Here is a 25,073-nt window from a genome sequence, read left to right on the forward strand (position 1 = left end):
TAACGAAGTGACACCCAATAATTCGATTAAATGTTGGGTTTCGTTCCTCAACCCAACCTACTGCTTATATTATTTTTTAATTTTAATTATAAAATATTCATTAAATTTAGACTTGTTTACTCTTTCAAAGACTAAGTTATTTATCAGAATCATCTATGATTTCTATATATAGATGCTTTCTATCAATATCTCATGAATTTTTATTAAGTTAATTGCCAGAAATTAATATATAGATAAATGCTTTTTCAGTCTTGAAAATCCATAGAATCGCTATGAACAGTTTTGTTATTCAATGTAGTCAAGAATTAGAACCATGTTTGTTTAGCATGGAAAAATTACCCGAGCAGAAGAGCAATATTCTTCTCGTGGATAACAGCTTAGATAATTTATTTTTTTTAGAAGAAGTCTTAAATCAATTGGGACATAACTTAGTCAAAGCCTTGTCTGGTGAAAAAGCATTATATCAACTTCTCGAACAAGAGTTTGCCGTAATTTTAATAAATGTTCAATTAGTGGGAATAAGCGCTTTTGAAACAGCCGAATTAATTAGAAAACGTCCGAAGAACCAACAAACTCCCATTATCTTTTTAAGTACTTTTACTAATAACGAACAAATGATTTTTAAAGGTTGTGGGATTGGTTCAGTAGATTACCTATTCATGCCAATTCAACCAGAAATCTTGCTATCAAAAGTTACAGCATTTGTTAATTTTTTTAAGCAACAGTTACAATTAAAATATGTTAATGAACAATTGCAAACTAAATTAAAAGAAAATTTACTTCGAGAGGAGAGACTAAAAAAGCAAGTAGAAATTCTCGATTTAGTGCAAGAAGCAATAATCATTCGAGATCTAGATGGCACGATTACCTTTTGGAACCGTGGCGCAGTAACAATGTATGGTTTCTCTCAACAAGAAGCTGTGGGAAAAGAGTTTTCTTCGTTAATTAATGCACAATTTTCCAAGTCATTGTCAGAATTAAATCATTTGTTATTTGAAAATGGAAGGTGGGAAGGGGAAATCATTTACACTCAAAGGGATGGAACAGAGATTATTGTTGCCAGTCATTGGAGCTTACAACAAAACAATCTGGGAGAAACGGAAATTGTAGAAATCAATAGAAATATCACAAAGTACAAGCAAACTGAAGAAGCGCTACTCACTACAGCAGTCCGGTTGGCGGGAATTTTGGATAATGCTTCAGATGCCATTCTTTCAGTAGACTCTACTCACAAGATTGCACTTTTTAGTAAAGAAGCAGAAAAAGTTTTTGGCTATACAACATCAGAAGTTTTGGGACAAACACTTGATTTACTCATTCCAAAGCATTTACCAAATGGAAATTTTCAGAACATCTTTGACTCTTGCCACTCAAATATAGCCAACGGCAAGATAGGAGAACGTCGGGAGATGACAGGCTGCCGTAAAAATGGGGCATTCTTCCCCATAGAAGTGTCGATTTCTCCGTTGGAATTAGTGAGCAGTAACGTATTTACCTTGATATTGCGGGATCTAACAGAGATGAAAGCAACTGAAGCCGCCTTGCGGAGAACTGAGGCGCAGTTTCAAGCTTTTATGAATCACATTCCCCCTTTATCTTGGATTACCGACAGTGAAGGTCAATTACTTTATTGCAACAAAAGTTTTGAACGTTGGTATCAGCGCTCAATGTGGGAAATTATTGGTAAAACAATTTTTGATTTTAATCCGCCCCATCTTGCTCAACAACACCTCGAACATATCAAACAAGTTGTACAAACAGGACAAGTTCTGGAAGTGAATGAGTCTGCTCTATCTGGTGATGGGACGCTGAGTGAGTTTTTGGTTTATAAGTTTCCCGTGTTTGATACAGACGAACAACTTTTAGTAGGGGGTGTAGCAATTGACATTACCGAACGCAAACAAGCAGAAGCATCGCTTCAGATAAGAAATCAAGAATTGCTAACTCTGTATAAACTTTCTGAGGTTGCACTACGGACTGATTCTTTGAAACTAGCTGCTCAAGATGCTGTAGCAGAAATTAGTTATGCCACTGGATTTCCTAGAGTTACAATTGAACTTTACGATCCAGCACGTCAAATGATGCGATTTGTTGGAACAACGGGAATCCCTTCACTCGCTTCTTGCGATACACCAGAAGTTCCCGTAGAGCAGACTCTTTCTGGAACGGTTGTTCTTACGGGAAAGCCCATGGTTAAAATTTTTAACTCTCATGAAATGGAATGTTCCCAAATCAGAATATATGATTCTCATCAAACAATCCGTCAACTTAATATTCGGACTTTTGTCTGTCAACCTATGATTGTCAATCAACAAGTCATTGGTGTATTGAGTTTGGCGCATTCCGAACCAGTCGAACTAGATGCATCATTTATCAGATGGTTAACTAGTTTGGCTAACTTTGTTGCCTCTTTAGTAGAACGAAAGCAAGCTGAAGTTGCTTTACATGAAAGCGAAGAACTTTACCGTCAAATGTTTCAAACGAACTTGGCAATTAAGTTACTGATCGAGCGCGATACAGGAGCAATTGTTGATGCCAATCCTGCCGCTTGTCGTTTCTATGGTTATGGCTTAAAACGTCTCAAACAAATGACGTTTACAGACATCAATGTTTTACCCGCAGAACAGGTGTTTTCTCTCATGCAGCAACATCTATTCAATCAACAAACTTACTTTCAGTTTCGCCACAAACTTGCCAGTGGAGAAATTCGAGATGTGGAAATTTACTCTTGCCCGGTGACTCGGCAAGGGAAAACACTACTTTACTCAGTTGTTCATGATATTAGTGCATTGAAGCAAGCAAAAAGAGCATTGCAACAAGCTAATGTTCAATTAAATAGCTGGGTGGAAGAATTGGAAATACGCAATCGCGAAATTGCTTTACTGAGTCAATTAAGTGATATTCTGCAAGCCTGTTTGTCCATTGACGAAGCACATCAAGCTCTTGCTCGATTAGTACAATCCTTATTTCCTGAAGTATCGGGTGCAGTGTTTGTACTGAACAATTCAGAAAACTTACTCGAAGCCGTGGCAACTTGGGGAGAAGTCAATGAAACGACAGAGTTGATATTCGCACCGAGGGATTGTTGGGGACTTCGTAGAGGGCGATCGCACTTAGTAGATAGGACTACAGAAAGTATACTCTGTCAGCATAGAAAAAAAGATTGTTGTGAATCTTCCACCCCCATTGAATCACTCTGTATCCCTATGATGGCTCAGGGGGAAGCACTAGGGGTATTGTATTTAAGTTCAAATCAACCAGAAAAACTCACAGAAGCGAAGCAGCAGTTTGCTGTAACAGCTGCCGAACACATCGCCCTGGGTTTGGCAAACCTACAATTGCACGAAGCCCTTCAGCAACAAAGCATCCGCGATCCTCTGACTGGATTGTTCAATCGCCGTTATTTAGAAGAATCTTTAGAACGGGAAATTAGCCGCGCCGATCGCAAACAGCAATCTGTTGGAATTATCATGTTGGATATAGATAATTTCAAACGTTTTAACGATACTTTTGGACAAGACGCTGGTGACACCGTGTTACAAGAATTAGCTAAGTTTTTGGAAAAAAATATTCGAGGAGGTGATATTGCCTGTCGTTATGGAGGTGAAGAAATAGTCTTAATTTTACCGGAAGCATCTTTAGAAGCAACTAAAAAACGAGCCGAGCAGATACGAGAAGATGTCAAGCACCTTTGTTGGCACAACCGCTACCATTCTCTCGGTACAATCGCCATATCCTTGGGAGTGGCAGTTTTTCCAGACGACGGCTTGACAGGAGAAGCAATCATTAATGCTGCTAATACAGCTTTATATCATGCTAAACAAGAAGGTCGCGATCGGGTAGTAACTGCTACAGAGGTTAGCAATGGCTAATTGCTAATGGCTAATTGCTAATTGCTAATGGCTAATTGCTAATTGCTAATGACAAATGACAAATGACAAATGACAAATGACAAATGACAAATGACAAATGACAAATCAAGGGAAGAGTTACAACAAGAGGTTCAAGAACTAAGAGCGCGTCTTGAAATTGCTGAAGAAACTTTGCGGGCTATCTGTCAAGGAGAGGCAGATGCTTTAGTGGTTTCGGGAAGTCAAGGCGAACAGATTTTTACTTTACGAAATAATGATTCTCTTTATAGAAGATTAATAGAAGAAGTGAAAGAAGGGGCAGCTACACTAACAGATGATGGATTTATTCTTTACTGTAATAGAAGTTTGGCGCGTCTCTTAAAGAGATCTATAAAAAAAGCGATCGGTTCGGACTTTAATGAATATATTACACCCAATCAGAAGTCAATATTTAAAACGTTATTACAGCAAGAACGAGGAGGACATTCTCAAGGAGAATTTAACCTAATTGTTAACGATTTAACCACCCTACCCATCCATGTAGATATTAGTTCTGTGACAATAAATGATGTCAAAATAAAGTCTTTGATTGTTACAGATTTGACAGAACAAAAACGTAATGAAGAAATTATTGTTTCTGAAAAGCTTGCCCGTTCTATTGTGGAACAAGCAGCTGAAGCCATAGTTGTTTGTGATGAAACCGGACAGATTATTCGTGCAAGTATAGCAGCTCATCAGCTTTGCGGGCAAAATCTTTTATTCCAACCCTTTGATGTTATTTTTCCCTTACAAATTTGTCAGAGCGACTGGCAAACACCACCTTCAGAAAAATTAGAAGCTACAGTTAAAGAAGAAGACAACCTTTTGGACACCAAACAATGGTTTTTTGTGGCTACTGTTCTCAATGGAGAAAGTTTTCAAGGAGTTGAAGTCTTGTTCCATCAAAAAGACGGACAGCAATTTAATTTACTACTCAATGCCCGGTTGCTTTCCCACCCAGAAAGCAGTTTAAAAGGCTGCATTTTAACGCTTACAGATATTACTATCCGCAAACAAGCAGAACTGGAATTACAACTGGCAAAAGCTGATTTAGAAACACGAGTGGCAGAACGTACCGTTCAACTTCAACAATTGAATGCACAACTGACTAACTGGGTAAAGGAATTGGAGCAGCGCAATCATGAAATTGTTCTGATGGGTAAGTTGAGCGATATGCTACAAGCTTGTTTGACGGTTGAAGAAGCATATTACACTTTATCTCGATTAATTCAATCGTTATTTCCCAATATGTCAGGAGGTGTGTTTTTGATAAATGCTTCAAAAAACCTAGTAGAGGCTGTTGCTACCTGGGGCGATGAAACTCTTGTCAGTCAGAAAATTTTCACCCCAAGAGAATGTTGGGGATTGCGACGCGGGCGCATCCATTTGTTTGCTGTTGACACTTGTAGCTTGGAGTGCAAGCATATCATTCCCAATGCTTTTTTCACAGACACTCTATGTGTTCCAATGATGGCACAAGGAAAGGCGATGGGTGTACTGCATTTAAGTTCTCAAGTGCAAGGACAGCTAACTACAGCAAAAAAACAATTAGCAGTCACAGTCGCCGAACATATTGCATTAGCACTAGCAAATTTAAAGCTTCACGAAACAATTCAGGAGCAAAATATTCGCGATCCCCTCACAGGATTGTTTAATCGTCGTTACTTAGAAGAGTCGTTAGAACGAGAAATTCAACGAGCCAAACGCAAGCAGCTTTGTTTGGGAGTCATGATGCTTGACGTTGACTACTTCAAACGATTTAATGATACATTCAGTCATGAGGCTGGTGATATGGTTCTGCGGGAGTTGGGGAGATTTTTAAAGAAACAAGTGCGTGGATCTGACATCGCTTGTCGCTACGGAGGTGAGGAGATGACATTAATTCTGCCAGAAACGTCTTTAGAAGCAACAATTGAACGAGCCGAACAAATCCGGGCAGGTGTCAAGCATCTCAAGTTGCAAAATCGCAATCAAAACCTTGGCACTATGACTTTATCTGTGGGAGTTGCTTGTTTCCCAGAACATGGTTTGACAGGAGAATCAGTGATTCATGCAGCTGATGAAGCTTTATACCGTGCCAAAAAAGAAGGGCGCGATCGGGTTGTTTGTTCTGAAAATGGGGAATAGGGATTGGGGGTTGGGAAACTTTTCATAAAATAGAATGTCGTTGCCATAGTATTATAGTTGTAGTATAATATTTGGGCTTGTATCTTACTCAACGCAGATGCTTAATCTATCTGTGAACCTTTAATCTATATAATGTCGGATCGTAGAGATAAACGAGTGGATGCCATACTAGAGCGATCGCACCAACTACAACAAGCGCTAACAAATTTTGTTTTTGATGCAAGCGCTGAACTTGCAAAAGCGCTGGAAATCTATGCTGCGAAAAAGTCAAAAAGTGGTCAGGGAGATAATTTCCACAAGGACTGCATCATTGATTCCTTTATTACAGAGAGGAAACTTGGAAATTCCAGTGTGCTGGATTTATTTATCCAAAGCCATCCTCAGTTAACAAATGAAGAGCGTCAGCTGATTAAAAATTGGCACCGTACATTTACTGGCTTATTCGCTGTTCAAAACATCTTACCCGATGGCTTTGAACTGATGAACTGGTTAACAGCCAAACACTATATAGTCAAGTTAAATAACAATCGAGCTAAAAAAGATACATCTCGATTAAAAAAAGGAGAAATTATACTGACTCGCATTGCTCCTGTCACTGATACTTACTGGACTTTCTCTGGTTTTTACACGCTAATGGGAAAGTTAGGTAAACCAAAACTAGCTGTAGCTATTGGTAACTTTAAGGACAATTATAAAGACCAACTCTACGGCGATGCGCCGGAGTTGTTAGAAGAAGCTTGGCGATCTGTGGAGTACTATCATCAGCAATTTGTGCAATTCTTTGGTAGTGATGAAGTCACAATGCCGGGATATCGACTCAATCAAAAAATTGCTGATTTTCAAGAAAAACTAGCACAAACATACCTGAAGTCAGCAGGTATTGACTCTTCAAAATCATTGGGAGAAATCGTAAAAGAAGCTGGTGTTGATGAAGAGGACATTAAAAAAGTCACTGAACAATTGGGTGCTGGGATCGACACGGTCACGCAAATGTTTAATCCTCAAAAAGGCACCAGTAAAATGGTGATGCCCAAAATAGATTTACCTGCCGAACTTAAGAAAGCAGAACGGTTGACAGCCCTTTCTCATCCTCGTTGGGGACAAATGTTTCTCCCAACCTATGCCAAGATGAAATCAATTTTGGCAGCAGAGGATTGGCAAAGTATAGCAGGGGCTAAAAAACTCATTGATTTTTACTTAGAAGATAACAGTATAAATGTCTCTATTTGGCATCGATTAGCCCAACAGTATCCAACACGGCTAGAAAAAGTGTTACAAGTAGTTCTACAATGTCCAAAGTTTCGGCTGCAAACCGATCTAGATGCACTGTTGGTACAATTCGATAAGCCTCTAGAACCAGAGTTACCAGAAATAGCCAGTGTCCCAATACACCTGCATAATTTATTTCAGGAAGTAGTGCTTCAGGTGAGTAAATCTAAGCCTAAGGATAAGGGTAAGCATCAAAAGCCAGCAAAAGGTTTTCAGCATTTGTAGTTTATATAGGGAGAGTGCGTATTTTCCCTTTTGGAAGCTATATATGCAATCTGCGTTTTACGAGCACCATTGTCCAAAAACCAATACGGTTCAAATAAGACCAAACCCCTTATCAGGAAAACAATGTAGAGACGCTTCAAATAGCGCGTCTTTACAAATCATGATATGCTTTACAATTTATGGGTAAAATCCCCTATTTATTTTTTTAAAATTGGGTAGATTAACCATTGGATTTTCAGATAACTTATCGTATCGTCAATTTTTAAGAAGCTTTAAATAGCATCGCATGCTCCTAATTCAGTGCCTGTTCAACAAGAATTGTCAAAATTTTATGACTGAAAGTTTTGATGTCGCGATCGCCTTAGTGGTGGGCTGTAGCCATAGCTACGGAGATTTTACAAATTTTACACGGCTTGCTATACACAAATAAACATTGATGGTTGAGTTAATAAACCAATCATAAAATCAATTGATTGATGGTGTATTTTCAGGCTGAAATCTGCTAACAAACAGAAGGTTATTATGCACGCAACAGAAACAATCGCAGAACCGTTGGAATTAGCTTGGTGGGTGGAGATTATAACTGTATTTCCGCGTTGTAGTTATTTCTTTGGTCCTTTTACAAGTGCCGAGGAAGCTGATAGATCGAAAGCTGGCTACATCGAAGACTTAGAACGCGAAGGCTCTCAAGTGATGTTTGCCCAGGTTCAGTGGTGCCAACCTCAGGCACTGACTATTCTTGAGCATCAAGTATTCCATAAAGAGTAAGCGGCACAAAAGCGATCGCGGCCTTCTTGCTTGGCACGATATAAAGCAGCATCTGCGGCTTTCATCACAGCCTCTCCAGCCAAACCATGTTCACCGATAGCAAGCCACTCCTAATGATAAGGATATGGCACCCAAGCTTTGGTTGTGATGTTGCATCACTAAATGCTTAACACCTTCAAAGAATCAATTCAGCACGCTCTAGAGTTGTTGCCAAAGAAGCTGATGGTAGAATTAACATCATTTCCTCACCACCATAACGGCAAGCAATATCACCTTCTCGAATATGTTTTTTCAAGAATGTCGCTAATTCTTGTAAGAGCATTTGACAAACAGATTAACAAAGACTGATACCTTTGCCAATAAAATTTCCGGTACAATCGGCTTCAACAAGTAATCTACCGTACTCATACTACAGCCTTTCAATAGGACGTGTTGGAGATTGTTGGAAGTTACCAGAAAAATTATTGGGGTGTTGTGATTCTTTGGGTGTTTCCTCAAAAACTCAAGGGTTATGAATTCGTCAATCCCTGGCATTTCCATATCAAGCAAAATAACAGCAAATTCCTGACTGGAAAGATAGTACAAAGCTGCTTCATTTAATACTCAGTATTCACTAAGTTATGTTAACATGAGTCATAACTGACTGTGTCAACTTCCTGACTCTCATCCTGCTTCTTAAAAGTTTTATAAAATCTTGATGTTTATATCTATTATTTTAAAGATTTTTTGAATAAAAACATTGTATAACTACCTAAAAATAAGAGTATCAGCATTAAATGAAGCTTACGTACTTCTTCTGTAGCTTTGTTTGTGAGATTGTTATGAGGACATTGAGGTAAAAATAGTATTTCCTCTATTTGAGGTTGAACCATGAAAAAACTGCGTTTTTATGATTTCTGTACTGGCGCTCTAGAGATAAAAATTTACAAATGCCTCACGACTTTCTCACTTTTTAAAAATAAACTTTAAAACTAGGGTTTAAATAACAGATATCAGCCTAAAAACCATGCGCTAGCATGGTTTTCTTAATAATATTCTTATTGTCAATTTTTCAATTTAACTTGGCTTGAATAGCTCCAATGAAAAGGATAAAAAATATGGATAGTTTCTTGATAAATTTTCATAAAGAAAATAACTACGAACTCTATCTCGATTTAATAGACATTTTATTAGTGAATTCCAATAATATAAGATGTGAAATCCTGTTAAAAAATCAAGATTTAATCAATGTCAATTTGCTGCAAATAATACTAAAAGAAATAGATTTCTTAAGAGATAAAATAGAAGGAAATAGATTGAATGAGTTAATAGAACTGGCTCAACAGTTATTAGGCTTATATGCGGATAGACCTCTAGAAGGAATATCATCAAAATTTACTCTTGGAAATGTTTATTTTGATATGGGGCAGTTTTATAAGGCAAGAGATTTGTATCAGCAATCCTTAGAAATTTTTAGAATGGTTGGCGATCGCATAGGAGAAGCAAATGCGCTAGCACTCATAGGTGACACATTTTATTACCAAGATAGTTTTTATTTGGCACTGAAGTACTACAAGCAGGCTCATCCGATATTCCTCACAATGGATATTCAAAAAAGTGAGGTAACAGTTCTTTATCAAATGCTCTTGTCTCACTATTTCCTGGGTGAATATGCCCAAGCAATGGAGATTGGCGAGCGATGTTTAGAAATTGCTCGATACTTGAAATGGTGCTTTTTAGAAGCTCACCTTTTGTACCGACAGGGAATTCATTATCAACTTCTAAACAATAAGGTGAAAGCAGCAATGTACTATAAAAAAAGTTGGAGTATTGCACAAGAAATAGGTGCAAATGAGTTACAAATTCAAAATATGATATATCTTGGAGATCTGTATTTAGCTAAAGACTTAATTGAGGATGCGATGCAGATATACCAAGAGAGTTTAAAACTTGCCCGTCGGCTTAGCTGCTTCTTAGAAGAAGCTTACTGTCTGGAATCTTTAGCAAAAGTTTTCTTATATATGGGAGATTTAAAAAGAGCATACGACTCTAGTCAACTGAGTTTACAAATTAAGCAAAAAGTTGGTATATGTCTGGTACAGCAATCTATCAACTTTATACAACGTGATTATTTTTTGCAAGATTACTATGACGATATCTTTTAGGAGAAAACAGCGAGATACTGTTGGTAACTGGAATGAACTAAAGAGTTATCTGATGAGTTGTCTAGCTATAATTCAGCAATTCCGTGACTTGCTCTGCTAGCGTCAAAGCATCAAAAGGTTTGGCAATAACTCCTGCGATGCCTAGTTGAGCAAATTGCTCTCGATCGACAGGCTGCATTTTGCAGTCAGTAAAATAACTGGAATAGATTGAGTAGCAGGGTTTTGCTGTAAATGACGAAATAGAGTAATACCATCCATTTCAGGCATTATAACATCTAGCAAAATAGCACAAGGTTGTTCCGTTTCAGCTTTCACCAAACCTTCGTTTGCCGTTCCTGCGGTTAATACTTTGAAAACTGCTGCAATCAAAGTTGGTCAATTAAAACCGTCACGGGGATGTTTGGGAGGGATTGCGTGTAGTTGACTTTCTGCTAATTCGCGTAAAATTTTTGTTCGCTTTAGCCGATTGAAAACACGGGTAATCAATTCTGGTTCGACTATCGGTTTTTGTACGTAATCATCTGCACCCGCCGTAAATACCTCCTGCACTATTTCTATATCGGAACAAGCAGACAAAAACATTATCGGTAATTGACACCATCGAGGATCGTTACGTACCACCTGACAAAGTTCAATCCCATTAATGTTAGGCATCTTTACGTCTAATATCAAAAGATCTGGAATTGTGCTTTCCAAAACCTGCCAAAATTGTTGGGGTTCGGCTATTGCTGTGACATACAGTCCCCAAGAGTGGAATAACGCGGACACCCTGGATAAAACTCTTGGGTCATCATCTACAATCATGACTTTTGCTTCTGGTGGCTGAGTATGAGTGATTATTTGATGAGTCACTTTTAGTATTTCACTACAAGGAACTGATTTGTGTATAAAGGCACGCGCTCCTAAACGAGCGACGTCCAATCTATCTGTCAAGCTACTTTTTCCAGTTAAAACAATGACCGAGATTTCTGGGTTTTGCTCTCTCAGTTCAGCTAAGAACGCCAATCCACTCTCGTTCGGATCGATAAAGGTCAAGTCGAGTAAGATAACATCGGGAGTGTTGGAAGCGATCGCTTCCCTGGCAACTGCTAAGCTAGTTGCTGTATTTACTTCAAAGCCCCATGCTGTTGCTTCCATCTGAATTCGTTCTATCAAAGCAACATCATCATAAATAACTAGCAATAAAGTTTGTTGCACTTTACAAGACAAAGCAGGAGTTGTTACTGCTAAGGGCTTTTCTAGATCTTGCCGTAACGATTTAACTGTTTCCACTAATTGTTGTGCTTGAAGCGGCTCAATATCTGTTGTTTGAAGCAATTGCTCAATTTGTTGAGCCAATCTTGAACCCTCAGTAAAGCCAAAAGACCCCAATCCCCCTACTAATTTATGTGCTACTTGCTGTGCTTTTTGCCGTTCCTCAGTTTCAAGAACACTTAACTGCAAGGCAGTCGCTGCTTGTAGCAATAATGACACTTCATCAACAAAGCTATCCTTAAACCGTTCCCACAGTTGAGCCAGTGATGCAACAACTTTAGCCTCAGCTTGCTGTCGGCTTGTTTTTGTTGACTTTAAACTAGAAGGCGTAAATGTAGGTTTTTCATCTCCACAAGGGTATTTGAGCCGATAGCCCAAACCATAAACTGTCTCAATTAAATCTACAGTTATTCCACCCGCTTTTAATTTCTGCCTGAGTCCCTTGATATGGGTTTTAACAGCGTCTTCTCCCGGATATTCAGGGCTTGACCAAAGATGTTCTAAAATTGCACTTCTGCTAAAAATCCGATGGGGATTTCGCAGAAAAAGCTCTAGTAACTGATATTCTTTTGCAGTTAAGTGCAACTGTCTTCCATCATAAGTGACTGTGCTTTTGTAAGTATCAAGTTGTAGTTTCTCCCAAGCCAACACGGAAGCCACAATATCTTTGTTGGCACGTCGCAGTAAGGAACGAATGCGAGCGATAAGTTCTGATAAATTAAAAGGTTTGACTACGTAATCATCAGCACCTGCGTTAAATCCTCTTACCTTGTCAGCGCTGGTGCCTTTTGCAGTTAGTAGCAAGATCGGCATTTGATGGTTTAGAGAACGCAGTTGCCGACAAAGACTAAAACCATCAAGCTTTGGCAGCATGACATCTAGCACAACAAGGTCATATTCAAAATTTTGTGCTAGTTGTAATCCAACCGAACCTTCACCCACACTAGTCACTATGTAATTATGAGATTTCAGCGCTTTTGTCAAGGCTGCAGCAGTTGCTTCATCATCCTCTACGATCAGAATTTTCATTAGTCGTTCCTCAGTAAATAGTTCCTCAGTAAGCATCAGTTCCCATCCCTGACTCCATTTTTGAGAAATTTGTGGGAAAGACAACTCCCTCTAGGCTCTAAAATTACCGTTTCTTCGGTGAGGCTATATCCTACAACATTGAGTGGTAGGCTTTAGCCCTACTTACACCCATCGGTAATCTTTTAGCGGGAAGGGAGTAAGTAATAGACTATACTATAAACTTCTATCTAAAGATAGAAGCATAAAATTCTAATAATTTACAAAGGATATATTTATGGTTTTTTGATAGCAATAGTGTGAGGGCAATTCCTAGATATACACATTTTTTTTCTTGTCATCCCTCCAAGTATAGATATTCTATAAATTATCTATTTTTATGAAATCACTTTGCAATCTTGTAATAGTATAAAATAACACATATATTTAGGGCGCATTGGGAAATCTATGGCACTTTATTTGGACTCAGCAATAGTCTCAGAAGCTGAAATTGCCAGCAAAATGGGATGGGTTAAAGGCATTACAACAAATCCAACACTTTTAGCAAAAAGCAATGAACCACCAGAAATCACGCTAAAAAAATTAGCAAAGTTGACAAATGGGCCTTTATACTATCAACTGATAACATCTGATTTTGATAGAATGGTGGCAGAAGGAAGAAAAGCTAATAAAATTATTGGTGAGCAAACTGTATTAAAGATTCCAGCAACGTCCCTTGGATTTGAAGTTGTGGCGTGTTTGTCCCCAGAAATAACTTGTTCGGTAACCGCAATTTATAGTGCAGCGCAAGCAGCTGTCGCACGGGAAGCAGGTGCTAAGATTGCGATCGCCTATGTCAATCGTGCCACTAGATTATTAGGTAACGGTATTGCTTTAATCAGAGATATGGCGAGTGTACTTCAAACAAGCAATGTAGAAATTCTGGCTGCTAGTATCAAATCGCCACAAGAAGCAGCAGCATCTCTCCAAGCAGGAGCAGATCATCTGACACTTCCTTTGGCAATGTTGCAAGCTATGACAACTCACGAACTATCGGAGAAAACTGTTGAAGACTTTAATCAGAATGGTATTGGGTTGAAATTTTAACCAATTCCGTGAAATTCCCCAAAACAAAAAACGTCCGGGAGTGTTGCCTTGTTTCCACCCTAGACGTTTTTTGATTTACACTTGCTCCTCACACACAACTAGAGAATATCACCGTCTTTATCCAAGAGCAAGTGGGAAAGGTGACACTTTACAAACTGTACTGGGTTAGTGGTTAGTTGTTAGTGGTTGGTGGTTAGTTGTTAGTGGTTGGTGGTTAGTGGTTAGTTGTTAGTTGTTAGTGGTTTTCCCATTAACTACTAACTACTAACTACTAACCAAGTTTATTTTTTACAGTTATCTAAAATACCTTCAATGCAAAAAACGTCTGGGAGTGTTGCCGTGTTTCCACCCCAGACGTTTTTCGATTTACACTTGCTCCTCACACACAACTAGAGAATATCACTGTCTTTATTCAAGAGCAAGTGGGAAAGGTGACACTTTACAAACTGTACTAGGTTAGTGGTTAGTTGTTGGTTGTTATGGGGAGAATCACCAACTACTGTAGGATACAGCCGATCTATGGGGGTGGCTATCGATCTTCTCTCGTTCCCAGCCAGAGTCTGGGAACGAGGTGGGGCTAACTACTAACCACCAACCAACCTTAATGTAAAAAGTGGCGAGTACCCGTTAACACCATAACCAAACCTAATTCATTGGCTGCTTTGATAGAATCTTGGTCGCGCAAACTGCCTCCTGGTTGGACAATAGCAGTAATCCCAGCTGCGGCTGCAGCTCTAACCGAATCATCAAAGGGAAAGAAACCATCACTTGCTAGAAATGCCCCTTTTGTTTTTTCGCCTGCTTGTTCTAAAGCAATTTTGACAGAGCCAACACGGTTCATTTGACCGGCTCCTATACCCAAGGTTGTGCGATCGCGACTAACGACAATAGCATTAGACTTGACGTGTTTGCAGACTTTCCAAGCGAACAGCAGTTCTTCTAACTCTTGTTGTGTAGGTTTTTTGTCCGTGACAAATTGCCATTGACTTGTATCAGCAATTATATCATCAGCTGCTTGTACGAGGAAACCACCTGCAATGACTTTCACCAAATCTTTTGGTCCACTGCTTAGCTGTGATAATATCAATACCCGTACCTTTGACTTAGCTGCCAAAATCTCTTGTGCTTGAGCGTCGCAATCGGGAGCAACTACACATTCTAGAAACGTCTTTGTTAATTCAGTTGCAGTTTCAGCATCAATGGTACGGTTGAGAGCAACAATTCCACCAAAAGCAGAAACAGAGTCAGCATTGAATGCTTTTTGATAAGCTTCGTGGAGAGTATTTCCCAACGCAACACCACAAGGATTGTTATGTTTGATAATTGCTGCGGCGCTAGTGTCAGTGAATTCAGCAATCAGAGTTCGAGATGCTTCTAAATCAACTAAGTTATTGTAACTCAGTTCTTTGCCTTGCAGTTTAGTTGCTGCTTCCCATCCACTTGGATAAGTCCCCGTTTGATACCAAGCTGCACTTTGATGGGGATTTTCTCCGTAGCGAAGGGATTGCAGTTGTTTGCCAGAAAGATTGTAGTTGTCGAATACTTCTCCCTCTCTAGTAGGGGAAAGATTCTGACTGAGATACTCAGCGATGGCGCGATCGTAGCTAGAAGTATGCAAAAATCCTTTTAAAGCGCATCTGGTGCGAAATTCAAAAGATGGATTGCCACTTGAGCGGCGCATTTCTTGTAAATATTCCTCATACTGCCCTGGCTCGCACAAAATTGTAACATGGGCAAAGTTTTTTGATGCTGCCCTAAGCATAGCAGGGCCACCAATATCTATTTGCTCAATCGCCTCAGGTAGAGTCACACCTTCAGTAGATATAGTTTCCTCGAAAGGATAAAGGTTTACCACCACCAAATCAATGGGGCGAATTTGGTTGTTTTCTAAATCTGTTAGATCTTCAGGTATGTCTCTCCGAGCTAAAATACCGCCATGAATCCGAGGATGCAGTGTTTTGACTCGTCCACCCAAAATTTCTGGTGAACCCGTATAATCAGCTACTTTTCTTACTGAAATTCCTGCATCTTTCAAAGCTTTAGCTGTACCTCCACTGCTGATAATTTCAAAGTCAAATTCTTCCACCAAGCTACGGGCAAGATCGATTAAACCAGTTTTGTTAGATACACTCAGCAGTGCTAGACGTGCCATAATTCCCAAGTCTCGCTTGTATAAAAATGAGGGCAGAAGTCTATTCTATAGATAGCGAAGGTGCAAAGAACGCACTTGGGGAGGTTAAAGAGACAAAATTTTCTATCTTTTGTTGCATATCCTTTATGCTATTGACTATTGACCGCGAAACCACAGACTATTAACTATTGACTGTTGAGCGTTGATTTTTGACTAATGACTCAGACTTTACAATTTATCAATATACCTCCACAAACAAACCAGCCGCCCAAGGGTCTAATTGTCATTTTGCACGGGTGGGGCGCAAATGCCGAGGATGTGGCACATCTTTTACCTTTTGTTAGGTTACCTGAGTATCAATTCATATTTCCTAATGCGCCGTATCCTTATCCTTATTCTGCTATAGGAAGAGCTTGGTATGACCTGCAAACGGAGAATTTGTATAAAGGATTATCAGAAAGTCGCCAGCAGCTAATAGATTGGTTGAAATCTTTGGAAACTAGCACGGGCGTGCCTCTATCTCGCACGATTCTGAGTGGTTTTTCCCAAGGCGGAGCTATGACGTTGGATGTGGGAGTCACATTACCTCTAGCTGGGTTAATTTCCATGAGTGGATATTTACATCCGATTGCAATGAAAGACGAAACAAAAAATGATTCTTCTTTAAAAATATCTACAGATACAGATCTGCCTCCGGTTTTAATTATGCATGGCAGACAAGATACAGTTGTGCCACTGCAAGCAGCAGTCATAGCACGGCAAACTCTAGAATCTTCTGGCTTCTCAGTAGAATACCATGAATTTGACATGGGTCATGAAATCCGTCCGGAAATGCTAGAGTTATTACGCAATTTTATAGTTGCTAATACTTAGGCAATAGAATTTGGCCGCTCTCTTGAACCCCACAATTTGGCTTCTCTTTAAAGATTGTGTTGTTGGGGTTACAAAATTTTTACAAAATCTGGTAGAAATCCTGAAGAATTTCACGAAAACTACTCTTTTTAGTGAGTAATATATATTGGGTGGTTGCGCTGGGCGCAACTAAAACCCATGCTGTTGGCGAATGCTGCAAAAGGGAGGGGCGAGCACAATGACAACTCTAAGCATTTCTAGAAAAGAAATTGCTGCTATGACTCCACAAGAGGTGGAAAAATTAGCAACGCGTCTGGAACAAGATAACTACAGTGGCGCTTTTGAAGGTTTGAATGATTGGCATCTACTCCGGGCGATCGCTTTCCAACGTCCTGAGTTAGTCGAACCATACATTCATCTGTTAGATCTCGAACCATATGATGAAGCGTAACGATGCGTGGATTTTAGATTTGCAATTTTGAATTAAACATCTTCAAAAAACAATGTAAAGACGCGCTATGGCGCGTCTTTATTATGATGGTATACAATGATTACTATCTGGACAAATCCAAAATCCACAATCCAAAATCCAAAATTGGGAAGAATGCTCGTAGGTATAGGCGGAGGTATCGCAGCCTACAAAACCTGTGAAGTTGTGTCCGCACTGTTTAAAAGTGGTGTGGAGGTTAAAGTGATACTCACAAATTCAGCACAAAAATTTATCACACCTTTGACTCTGGCAACGCTCTCCCGTCAAGCAGCTTACACGGATGAAGATTTTTGGCAAGCCGATCGCTCTCGCCCGTTGCATATAGACTTGGGAGAGTGGGCAGATCTGATGTTAATCGCTCCAGTGACGGCAAATACATTAGCAAAGTTAGCTTATGGCTTGGCTGACAATTTGCTCACAAACACTGTTTTGGCTTCGAGGTGTCCGGTACTGTTAGCCCCAGCAATGAACACTGATATGTGGGAGCAAGCAGTTGTACAGAGAAATTGGCAACAACTTTTAACAGAGCAACGATTTCACGGGATCGGAACAGCATCGGGATTGCTGGCGTGCGATCGCGTTGGGGCGGGTAGAATGGCAGAACCTTGGGAAATTGTTGCTTATGTCCAATCGTTGCTACATACCGCAGGGCAAAGAGATTTAGCAGGAAAGCAGGTTTTGATTAGCGCTGGTGGGACGCGAGAATATCTCGATCCAGTTAGATTTATTGGCAATCCCTCTACTGGGAAAATGGGGTTAGCTTTAGCACAAGCAGCACTTCACCGAGGTGCAAATGTGACTCTAGTACATGGGGCGGCAACTTGGGATATTCCTTTGGGAATCAGGTCAATTCCTGTTGTCAGTGCTGAAGAAATGCGATCGCATATAGTGAGGTATTTACCATATGCAGATGTTATTATTATGTCAGCAGCAGTTGCAGATGTGAAGCCGAGAGATTACAGTCAAGAGAAATTAGCAAAGAAAGCGCTTCCCGAAGCCTTACCTTTAGAACCCGTACCGGATATTGTTGCTGAACTCGCACAACTCAAACAACCCCATCAGCTTTTAATTGGATTTGCTGCACAAACAGGGGATATAGTCAAGCCAGCATTAGAGAAATTACATCGGAAAAATTTAGACGCGATTGTTGCTAATCCAGTAGATGAACCCGGAAGTGGGTTTGGTAGTGACAACAATAAAGCTATTTTTTTAGACAAGCAGGGACAGCAGTTAGATATTCCTCCCTGTTCCAAATTACAAATGGCTCATCATATTTTTGATTTTTTACAAAAATGTAGGTAGTGAGTAGTTATCCCCTACTCTCGTTACTCTCGTTCCCAGGTAGAACCTGGGAACGAGGTGGTACAAGCCTGGGAACGACACACTTGCTGGTTATGAACAATCTAATTTTAGAATGGCAGGAAAAACCTATAGGTCGGATTAAAACCCAAAAGATTTGCGACATCGATTCCAGCAAGCATCCGGGAAGTACCCGACTCGGTCGCAGTCCTGATTTGTGCGATATCGTTTTTCCATGGGATGAAAAAATCTCTAGGTTACATGCTGAAATATTTTTTAACTCCGAGCAAAACAGCTTTTACTTACGAAAACTGCCAGAAGGTCGTCGTCCTGCGATCGTAGATGGGAAAATTGTTATGGACGATGAAGCACCTTTGCGGGAAGGTAGCAAGATTACTTTAGCAGAAACAGAAATCAAAGTTGTGGAAGTGTTTTTGACACTCACTTCGGCTAAAGCTCGAAGGATTCTTAACGTTGTTGCTACGTGGGCTAAAGCCGCACTTCGCAACTTTTTATTTCTGTTTAGGCAGGTTGACAATTATTAGTTTGGTCACGTCACAAGCACTGCTGGACAGATTACAAAGAAACTAATTGAACGAGCACTAATGTCTTATAAAAAGTCACAAGCGAATCTTAGAACACTTTCACAACGCATACGATACAACTTGGTTAGCGAACTAAACACGTCGTAGCGCTTAGGGAATGTAAAACTTAAAAATGAAAGAGAAACACAGGGTTAAAACCCTGTGGGTCGGGTTTCATCCCCCTGTTGAAACACAGATATGTTTTTCCACCACGCTCCAAAACATATCTTAGGGGGTTCTCACCCTCCCATTATGTTTTGATAGATCCTGTTCATGGTTTGATTTGTCCTAATATCAAATGCCGCAATCCAGATTCACGTCGTATAGTAGATTCAAAGTATCTACTTGAGGGTTGTCCTTGGTGTGGCACATCTTTAGCGGGGGCAGATAGTTTTCACCGCTGAAGAGCAAGGTTTTCATCTGAATTTCCAGAACTACAAAAAGTCTGCAACTGGTTTATGCTTGGATTTACTTGGTTAGCAGATTCTTCTTGCAGTATTTCAGATGCTCTTAATTGTCTCAATGCTTCCCTCAAGGCTACTCGATCCTGCCTATTGAATGCATCTACAAGCTGATTGGAAACTTGATTAAGGTTAACGTAGAAGCTACTAATCTGAGATTGGATTCTTTGGAGTTGTTCATCTTCAACTTTAATCAAATTGATTTCTGTTACATATCCATCTAAGTTATCCGCCACGTTAGACAACTCCTGTACTGCACTTTCAAGTGTTGCGTTTCTTATATCGCTCCTAAAAGATGCAAATCTAACATTCGCCTTCTCAGTAATCGCAATTAGCTGTTTACATTGCTCAGCTTTAGCTGCAGGCAAGAGAACCAAATTTCTCACAAGAATTGCAATACCTACTATTCCAACTAATGCGATCGCACCTGCTCCCACACCTATCAGAAAATTAGTCCTATCATCTTTTTCATCGGCATAAGTTTGAGGGAATGATGACAGGGATACAGGAGTCAGTTGAGAAGAGCGTTGTTCTTCCTGCTGATTTGGTTGGGGATATTTTTCTACAACATCAAGTCGTGCTTCCCGTTGGATAATGAAACTGCGGTAAAGAGCATTTGCTCGTGTCATTAGTTTGCGATTGATAAAGATGTAAATTAGGCGGTAAGTAACAGTATAAGTTCCCATTGGAGTTGGATAAAGTTCGCCTTCTCTAACGCTCAACACAAGCCCACATTTGACTTGGCGATAATATAGCCTAATAATAATAGGCAAAAACAGTAGCAGCGAAGCTAAACTCAGAACAACAGACAGTGGAGCCGTCAAGCCAAAGGTCAGAAAGTCTAACAACCCTAAAATCACGTACCAAGTAGGAAAGATGTAGATCCATCCAAACAATAAGTACATACCTATCAATAAATACAACCATAGTTTAGAAGGCTGGTAAATCACACCACTGTTTATATGTTCTAGATAACCATCCTGATAAGTCACTTCACCAAAGCGCCCCACTGTGATGTCAGCAACACGACGATCTGTCACGCAAGCAAACTCGCGGGTACCAAAACCCCACAAACCTTGGATACCAAGAAAGCGAGCAAAATAAATCTGCTCGTCTTCTGGAATAAACTGTCTAAACATAGTCGTAATGGCATCAAAATCATCTTGGGAAGCCCTTTGCAGAATACTTCCTAGTTTAATTTCGCCTTTGCTAGCGGGTTGAGGTGATTGGTTGGGGATATATGATGGCTGAATGTTTTGGTTTGGCTGAAATTGCTGAGGTGATTGGTTGTAAATGGGTTTTGGGGGAGTGCTTTGCTGTGGTTGAAGCTTTTGGGGTGGTTCTTGATGAGGAATCAACGGTGGTCGATCTACTTCCAGCTTGACTACCGTCACAGGAATTTCTCGCAGACGAATCACGCTACCAGATTGTAGGGGAGCTTCTTCTTCAACGACTAATTTTTCATCTACCAAAACTACATTTGGTTGCTCTTGATTCCATGTAGTATTACGGAGGTAAAAAGTATTTGAATGAGAATTAAAAAATATTTCTGCATGCAATCGCGAGATTCTATTAGCTGAATCTTGGATGACAACATCACACTGCTGTGGGTCTCGCCCAATACGAATCACCCCTGGTACTTTGGTTGGTTGTTCTGAAGCTATTGTTTGAGACAAGTTTTGTGTCCCATCTGTCCATTTAAAAGTAATTTGATACATAATCTTTAACAGAAAATTCAAAATCTCAAATTCTTAGACTACGCCTCGTAGCTTGATGCGGTCTTCCCTACTAATTGTCAGCAGACGTAAGAGAGCGTTTGCTCGTGTTAATAATTTGCGGTTGGTAAAAATATAAATGGGGATACCCCCTCTCACCGCTAAAACCAACCCACACTTGTAGATGCGGTAATAACTTTGAACTACAAAAGGTAATAATAGCAGCAGCAGTCCGAAAGTTGGTAAAGATACCAGCACCCAAAACCCTATAATTAAGTACAGACTGAATTTAGAAGGTTGGAAAATGAAACAACTGTTGATATGTTCTAGATAGCCATCTTGATAAGTAACTTTACCAAAGCGACCTACGGTAATATCCGCAACCCGACGGTCTGTCAGACACGCAAACTCGCGGGTTCCAATCCCCCACATTCCTTGCAAACCAAGGTACTGGACATAATAGATTGTTTCATTATCTGAAATAAACTGCTTAAACATAGTGGCGATCGCATCGGAATCGTCTTGCGTAGCTCGCTTGAGAATACTGGATGCAATCCTAATATCTTTTTCTTGACCAGTAGAAGCATTCGCTGTCATAGTACTCACTAAGGTAGAAGTCAAAAAATCAGTTATTTATCGTCTAACAAGGAACCAAGAAAACCCCAAAAGCCACCTTTTTTTTGTCTTGACCAATCATCGGGATGCAATTCTTCAACTTTTTCTTTTAGAGGTAATTCTCGTGAAGTAGTAGCTTGTAATGCCGTTCCACAGTTCTGACAAAACTTATTACTATTGGGGTTAGAATTTCCGCATTGAGTACAAATTTTTGTTGTTGCAACTAGCTGAGTTTCACCTACTGGAGTTTGCTGAGTTCGAGATAAATTTTGACTGACTTGGTTGATATTACCCGCTACTAACGAATGATAAACAGATCCACTTTGCCACCACTTTTGCACGCTTTGAGGACGTTCTTCTTTGTGCAACCGCAATGCGGATGTCAGCAAACCTCTCCAAGGTTCCTGTAGCTCGGTCCCCTCCCAAGAATCCTTCAATATCCGGTCTATAGATCTCGGAGGTAACTTTCCCGTCAGCATTTCATGCAGCATCATTCCCAATTCAAACAAGTCACTTGCTGCACTAAAGTCACGACCTGCAATAACTTCCGGGGGCGCATAATCTAAGGTAAATGCTTGACTTGTAGTACCGACACTCAATCCTTGTCGTGATGCGCCAAAATCCACCAGTACCAAGCGACCTTCTGGAGTTACCAATACATTATCAGGTTTGAGGTCGAGGTGATAAATTCCTTGTTCATGGACAGCTGACAGCGCCCCCACCAAAGCGGACATGATAGTTTCTACTTGTGCTGAAGAAAAACGCTTATCTGGTTGTGCATCTAACTCTTCTCGTAGAGTATTACCTGTAATTAACTCCATAACCAGATAAGCCGTACCTCGTTCTTCAAAAAAATTCTCCACCCGCACTACATTAGAGTGATTCAGTTTCGCTAAAGTTTTCCCCTCTTGCAGAAAACGTTTTTTACCGCGTTGGTAAATTTCTTGTTTAGCAGTAGGTACCATCAATCCCCCAGTTGCATCTTCCCGTAATGCATGTTCTTGGGGGTAGAATTCTTTGATAGCAACCTGTTTTTCTAAAGCTGTATGAATAGCTTGGTATGTAATGCCAAAACCACCTCTTCCCAGTACAAAATCAAGGGAATAAGTACCGCCTTGCAACCGAGTTCCGTGAGGTAGCACGTCTCGCATGAGAGATGGTAAATGCACTCCACACTTAGGACATAGTTGTGTAGACAGAGGAATGCCTTTTTTCTGGCAATTTAAACAACGCATAGATATTACAATAAAGCGCTGATTGCATCAATATTATCAGATTACTTATTCAGTATCAATTTTTGTTAAAAAACTTTCCCTCAGATCTTCTATTTCTAGAAATCACAAAAATTTTATCGTCAACAAAAATATATATTTATTGTTAAATCTATATGAAAATATAAAACAAGTAAAAAATCCTGACTCCTTCATTAACACACTGTAGGTTGGGTTGAGGAACGAAACCCAACATTGGTACACCGAAGAAATAATTAACAGCAGCCTGTAGCCGATAGACGCGGATAAATTTGTACCTCAGCAGACCGGGAAACACTATATTATTAAAATCAGGTTACACCATATCCAGCAAGTTCAAGCGATCGCGATTTTTGAGCTTTTAGAAAGGTTCTGTAATAGGAAAAGCTTCAAGAGATTAACTTCCGCTCTCATTTACCCGTTTGACTAAAGTCAGCTTTTGGTAAAGCTACTTTCCTACCCACTTATTTAGGAGTAGATTGAACCGACGATTCCTTAACAGGGGTATCAAAAGCATTGCCAGCAGGACATTTGTTCAAATCATCAGGTTTTAAGAACGAGGCAATTGGGAGTTCAATTTCTTAAAGGCGAATCGTTACTACTTGTCCTTGTTTGAGAGGATTAGCTTCTTGAGTAAACTTTTGAACTGTTTTTGAGTAGTTTCCCGTCTTTTGTTTAGATGGCACTTGACACACTTCTAGATGCAGCAAATAGTCTGAAGAGGTATCTCGCTCTTGGAACAAGTCTACAACTTGAACAATATTCGGATGATTGAGTTTAGCAAGGATGCGCCCTTCCCTTTCAAACCTTTGCAGTCCCCGTTGGTAAGATTCTTCTTGAGATGTTGGCACAGTTAAGTGCCCAGTTGTCCCTTCCCGGTGAGCTTGTTCTTGAGGATAGAATTCTTTGATGGCAACTAGCTTTTCTAGAGAAGTATGTGAAGCACGATAGGTGATGCCAAAGCCTCCGCGTCCAAGGGCATAGTCAATACTGTAATCACCACCCCGAAGCCGAGTTCCAGGAGTGAGCACGTCTCGCAACAGCGAGGGTAGATATACACCACATTTGGGGCAGATTTGTGTCGATTGCACAATACCATCTAGCCGACAATTTAGACATCGCATGGTGATTTCAATTTCAACTAATCTACTAATTCATCTAATTCTTTCATGGCTAGGTTGCGATAGTAACCTACACTCTCTTCCGAAATATACTTTCTGAGTAAAACTTCTGCTTGTCTATCATCTTCTACTCGATCGATCTCAACCAGTAATCGACTATATCTTTTGTTAGCCTCTTGATTTTTATGAGATAATTTCTTGACTGACTGACTGAGATTACTGGATTCTAACCAGTCATTTTCTCGCAATATCCCCAGTTCAGTCGCTAATTTCTTCACTAAAGGTTGATACTGATGAGCCAGTGTTTCGTGACACTCTTCTAAAATAGAGATGTACAAATTTAGCGCTGTTAACTTGTCGCTAATTGAACTATCTATAGACTCTTCCAGAGCTTTTTCAATTTCAATCTTAGCTTCTTTATTATTCCCTAGCTTGTGCAAAACACGAGCCACGTCTACTTGGAAATAGGCAAAGAGAGGATGATTTTGCCCCATTACCTGAGCTAAGGATTTATACAGCGACAGCGCTTCTCGATCTCTTCCAAGATTTTCAAATATCAACGCTGTCCAGGAATCACATTTATGCTTCAGCAAATTATTCTCATCTCTGTCAACTTTGGTTTGGTAGAAATTGTTGATAATTTCTAAAGCTGACTGATAATTTTCCGCTTGAAGATGCCGATAGATATCGGGAATCACAATTTGCTCAAAATCTTTATTGAGATCGGGACTCACCAAATCTTGACTGATGCGATCGCTTGCCATTT

General features: G+C 39.9%; 19 protein-coding genes. 10 read left to right on the forward strand and 9 right to left on the reverse strand.

Annotated elements, in window-relative coordinates; all coding sequences use genetic code 11:
* The first annotated feature begins 272 nt into the window (after nt 1-272).
* The 4 genes from F7734_RS41675 to F7734_RS41690 all read left to right on the forward strand — a co-directional run bounded on the left by F7734_RS41675 (nt 273) and on the right by F7734_RS41690 (nt 8,279).
* On the forward strand, nt 273-3,872 hold the full coding sequence (locus F7734_RS41675) for a PAS domain S-box protein (RefSeq protein ID WP_155750267.1): 3,600 nt from the start codon (nt 273-275) through the stop codon (nt 3,870-3,872).
* Between the two features lie 90 nt (nt 3,873-3,962).
* Nucleotides 3,963-6,017: a diguanylate cyclase gene (locus F7734_RS41680; RefSeq protein WP_155750268.1), complete on the forward strand. Its 2,055-nt coding sequence runs from the start codon at nt 3,963-3,965 to the stop codon at nt 6,015-6,017.
* Between the two features lie 156 nt (nt 6,018-6,173).
* Nucleotides 6,174-7,511 carry a hypothetical protein gene (locus tag F7734_RS41685; protein ID WP_166482482.1) on the forward strand — a complete coding sequence of 446 codons (1,338 nt, stop codon included), beginning with the start codon at nt 6,174-6,176 and terminating at the stop codon, nt 7,509-7,511.
* A gap of 522 nt (nt 7,512-8,033) precedes the next feature.
* On the forward strand, nt 8,034-8,279 hold the full coding sequence (locus F7734_RS41690) for a DUF1816 domain-containing protein (protein WP_155750270.1): 246 nt from the start codon (nt 8,034-8,036) through the stop codon (nt 8,277-8,279).
* Nucleotides 8,280-8,454: 175 nt separating this feature from the next.
* Here the strand turns inward: F7734_RS41690 and F7734_RS64375 are convergent, their stop codons facing one another.
* Nucleotides 8,455-8,601 (reverse strand): diguanylate cyclase, encoded by a 147-nt coding sequence (locus F7734_RS64375; protein WP_243147367.1) that lies wholly within the window; start codon nt 8,599-8,601, stop codon nt 8,455-8,457.
* A gap of 775 nt (nt 8,602-9,376) precedes the next feature.
* Between F7734_RS64375 and F7734_RS41705 the strand changes: the two genes are divergently transcribed.
* Nucleotides 9,377-10,423 (forward strand): tetratricopeptide repeat protein, encoded by a 1,047-nt coding sequence (locus F7734_RS41705; protein WP_166482480.1) that lies wholly within the window; start codon nt 9,377-9,379, stop codon nt 10,421-10,423.
* A 141-nt stretch (nt 10,424-10,564) separates the two neighbouring features.
* On the opposite strand, the gene F7734_RS66415 is transcribed toward F7734_RS41705, so the two are convergent.
* Together F7734_RS66415 and F7734_RS41715 are read right to left on the reverse strand one after the other, a co-directional pair.
* Entirely contained in the window at nt 10,565-10,738 is a 174-nt protein-coding gene (locus F7734_RS66415; RefSeq protein ID WP_347566370.1) for a response regulator, read from the reverse strand.
* A gap of 60 nt (nt 10,739-10,798) precedes the next feature.
* Complete coding sequence (locus tag F7734_RS41715; RefSeq protein ID WP_155750273.1) at nt 10,799-12,706, reverse strand: response regulator; 1,908 nt, start codon at nt 12,704-12,706, stop codon at nt 10,799-10,801.
* A 444-nt stretch (nt 12,707-13,150) separates the two neighbouring features.
* On the opposite strand from F7734_RS41715, the gene F7734_RS41720 reads away from it, so the two are divergent.
* Nucleotides 13,151-13,789, forward strand: a complete 639-nt coding sequence (locus F7734_RS41720) for a transaldolase family protein (protein WP_155750274.1) — start codon at nt 13,151-13,153, stop codon at nt 13,787-13,789.
* Between the two features lie 601 nt (nt 13,790-14,390).
* On the opposite strand, the gene purH is transcribed toward F7734_RS41720, so the two are convergent.
* Nucleotides 14,391-15,941 (reverse strand): bifunctional phosphoribosylaminoimidazolecarboxamide formyltransferase/IMP cyclohydrolase, encoded by a 1,551-nt coding sequence (purH, locus tag F7734_RS41725; protein ID WP_155750275.1) that lies wholly within the window; start codon nt 15,939-15,941, stop codon nt 14,391-14,393.
* A 195-nt stretch (nt 15,942-16,136) separates the two neighbouring features.
* Between purH and F7734_RS41730 the strand changes: the two genes are divergently transcribed.
* The 4 genes from F7734_RS41730 to F7734_RS41745 all read left to right on the forward strand — a co-directional run bounded on the left by F7734_RS41730 (nt 16,137) and on the right by F7734_RS41745 (nt 19,106).
* Nucleotides 16,137-16,793, forward strand: coding sequence for an alpha/beta hydrolase (locus F7734_RS41730; protein ID WP_155750276.1), 657 nt, complete (start codon nt 16,137-16,139; stop codon nt 16,791-16,793).
* Nucleotides 16,794-17,010: 217 nt separating this feature from the next.
* A complete protein-coding gene (locus tag F7734_RS41735; protein ID WP_155750277.1) occupies nt 17,011-17,223 on the forward strand; it encodes a DUF2555 domain-containing protein in 213 nt (70 codons plus the stop codon).
* 96 nt (nt 17,224-17,319) lie between these two features.
* Nucleotides 17,320-18,564, forward strand: a complete 1,245-nt coding sequence (gene coaBC, locus F7734_RS41740) for a bifunctional phosphopantothenoylcysteine decarboxylase/phosphopantothenate--cysteine ligase CoaBC (RefSeq protein ID WP_155750278.1) — start codon at nt 17,320-17,322, stop codon at nt 18,562-18,564.
* A 92-nt stretch (nt 18,565-18,656) separates the two neighbouring features.
* Complete coding sequence (locus tag F7734_RS41745) at nt 18,657-19,106, forward strand: FHA domain-containing protein (protein ID WP_155750279.1); 450 nt, start codon at nt 18,657-18,659, stop codon at nt 19,104-19,106.
* Between the two features lie 433 nt (nt 19,107-19,539).
* Here the strand turns inward: F7734_RS41745 and F7734_RS41750 are convergent, their stop codons facing one another.
* From F7734_RS41750 to F7734_RS41770, 5 genes are all read right to left on the reverse strand, one after another.
* Nucleotides 19,540-21,324, reverse strand: coding sequence for an FHA domain-containing protein (locus tag F7734_RS41750; protein WP_155750280.1), 1,785 nt, complete (start codon nt 21,322-21,324; stop codon nt 19,540-19,542).
* Between the two features lie 33 nt (nt 21,325-21,357).
* Nucleotides 21,358-21,942, reverse strand: coding sequence for a hypothetical protein (locus F7734_RS41755; protein ID WP_243147368.1), 585 nt, complete (start codon nt 21,940-21,942; stop codon nt 21,358-21,360).
* Nucleotides 21,943-21,950: 8 nt separating this feature from the next.
* Nucleotides 21,951-23,171, reverse strand: coding sequence for a serine/threonine-protein kinase (locus F7734_RS41760; protein ID WP_155750282.1), 1,221 nt, complete (start codon nt 23,169-23,171; stop codon nt 21,951-21,953).
* 596 nt (nt 23,172-23,767) lie between these two features.
* Nucleotides 23,768-24,310, reverse strand: coding sequence for a hypothetical protein (locus tag F7734_RS41765; protein WP_155750283.1), 543 nt, complete (start codon nt 24,308-24,310; stop codon nt 23,768-23,770).
* A 17-nt stretch (nt 24,311-24,327) separates the two neighbouring features.
* Nucleotides 24,328-25,071 carry a hypothetical protein gene (locus tag F7734_RS41770; RefSeq protein WP_155750284.1) on the reverse strand — a complete coding sequence of 248 codons (744 nt, stop codon included), beginning with the start codon at nt 25,069-25,071 and terminating at the stop codon, nt 24,328-24,330.
* Nucleotides 25,072-25,073: the final 2 nt, after the last annotated feature.

This window comes from Scytonema sp. UIC 10036 (assembly GCF_009725235.1).

Bases quoted from the DNA above. Each gene is read 5' to 3' on its own strand.
- F7734_RS41730 (WP_155750276.1), top strand. From the start codon at position 16,137: ATGACTCAGACTTTACAATTTATCAATATACCTCCACAAACAAACCAG.
- F7734_RS41705 (WP_166482480.1), top strand. From the start codon at position 9,377: ATGGATAGTTTCTTGATAAATTTTCATAAAGAAAATAACTACGAACTC.
- F7734_RS41680 (WP_155750268.1), top strand. From the start codon at position 3,963: ATGACAAATGACAAATCAAGGGAAGAGTTACAACAAGAGGTTCAAGAA.
- purH (WP_155750275.1), bottom strand. From the start codon at position 15,941: ATGGCACGTCTAGCACTGCTGAGTGTATCTAACAAAACTGGTTTAATC.
- F7734_RS41720 (WP_155750274.1), top strand. From the start codon at position 13,151: ATGGCACTTTATTTGGACTCAGCAATAGTCTCAGAAGCTGAAATTGCC.
- F7734_RS41690 (WP_155750270.1), top strand. From the start codon at position 8,034: ATGCACGCAACAGAAACAATCGCAGAACCGTTGGAATTAGCTTGGTGG.
- F7734_RS41770 (WP_155750284.1), bottom strand. From the start codon at position 25,071: ATGGCAAGCGATCGCATCAGTCAAGATTTGGTGAGTCCCGATCTCAAT.
- F7734_RS64375 (WP_243147367.1), bottom strand. From the start codon at position 8,601: ATGCTCTTACAAGAATTAGCGACATTCTTGAAAAAACATATTCGAGAA.
- F7734_RS41745 (WP_155750279.1), top strand. From the start codon at position 18,657: ATGAACAATCTAATTTTAGAATGGCAGGAAAAACCTATAGGTCGGATT.
- F7734_RS41765 (WP_155750283.1), bottom strand. From the start codon at position 24,310: ATGCGATGTCTAAATTGTCGGCTAGATGGTATTGTGCAATCGACACAA.
- F7734_RS41760 (WP_155750282.1), bottom strand. From the start codon at position 23,171: ATGCGTTGTTTAAATTGCCAGAAAAAAGGCATTCCTCTGTCTACACAA.
- F7734_RS41675 (WP_155750267.1), top strand. From the start codon at position 273: ATGAACAGTTTTGTTATTCAATGTAGTCAAGAATTAGAACCATGTTTG.
- F7734_RS41735 (WP_155750277.1), top strand. From the start codon at position 17,011: ATGACAACTCTAAGCATTTCTAGAAAAGAAATTGCTGCTATGACTCCA.
- F7734_RS41715 (WP_155750273.1), bottom strand. From the start codon at position 12,706: ATGAAAATTCTGATCGTAGAGGATGATGAAGCAACTGCTGCAGCCTTG.
- coaBC (WP_155750278.1), top strand. From the start codon at position 17,320: ATGATTACTATCTGGACAAATCCAAAATCCACAATCCAAAATCCAAAA.
- F7734_RS41750 (WP_155750280.1), bottom strand. From the start codon at position 21,324: ATGTATCAAATTACTTTTAAATGGACAGATGGGACACAAAACTTGTCT.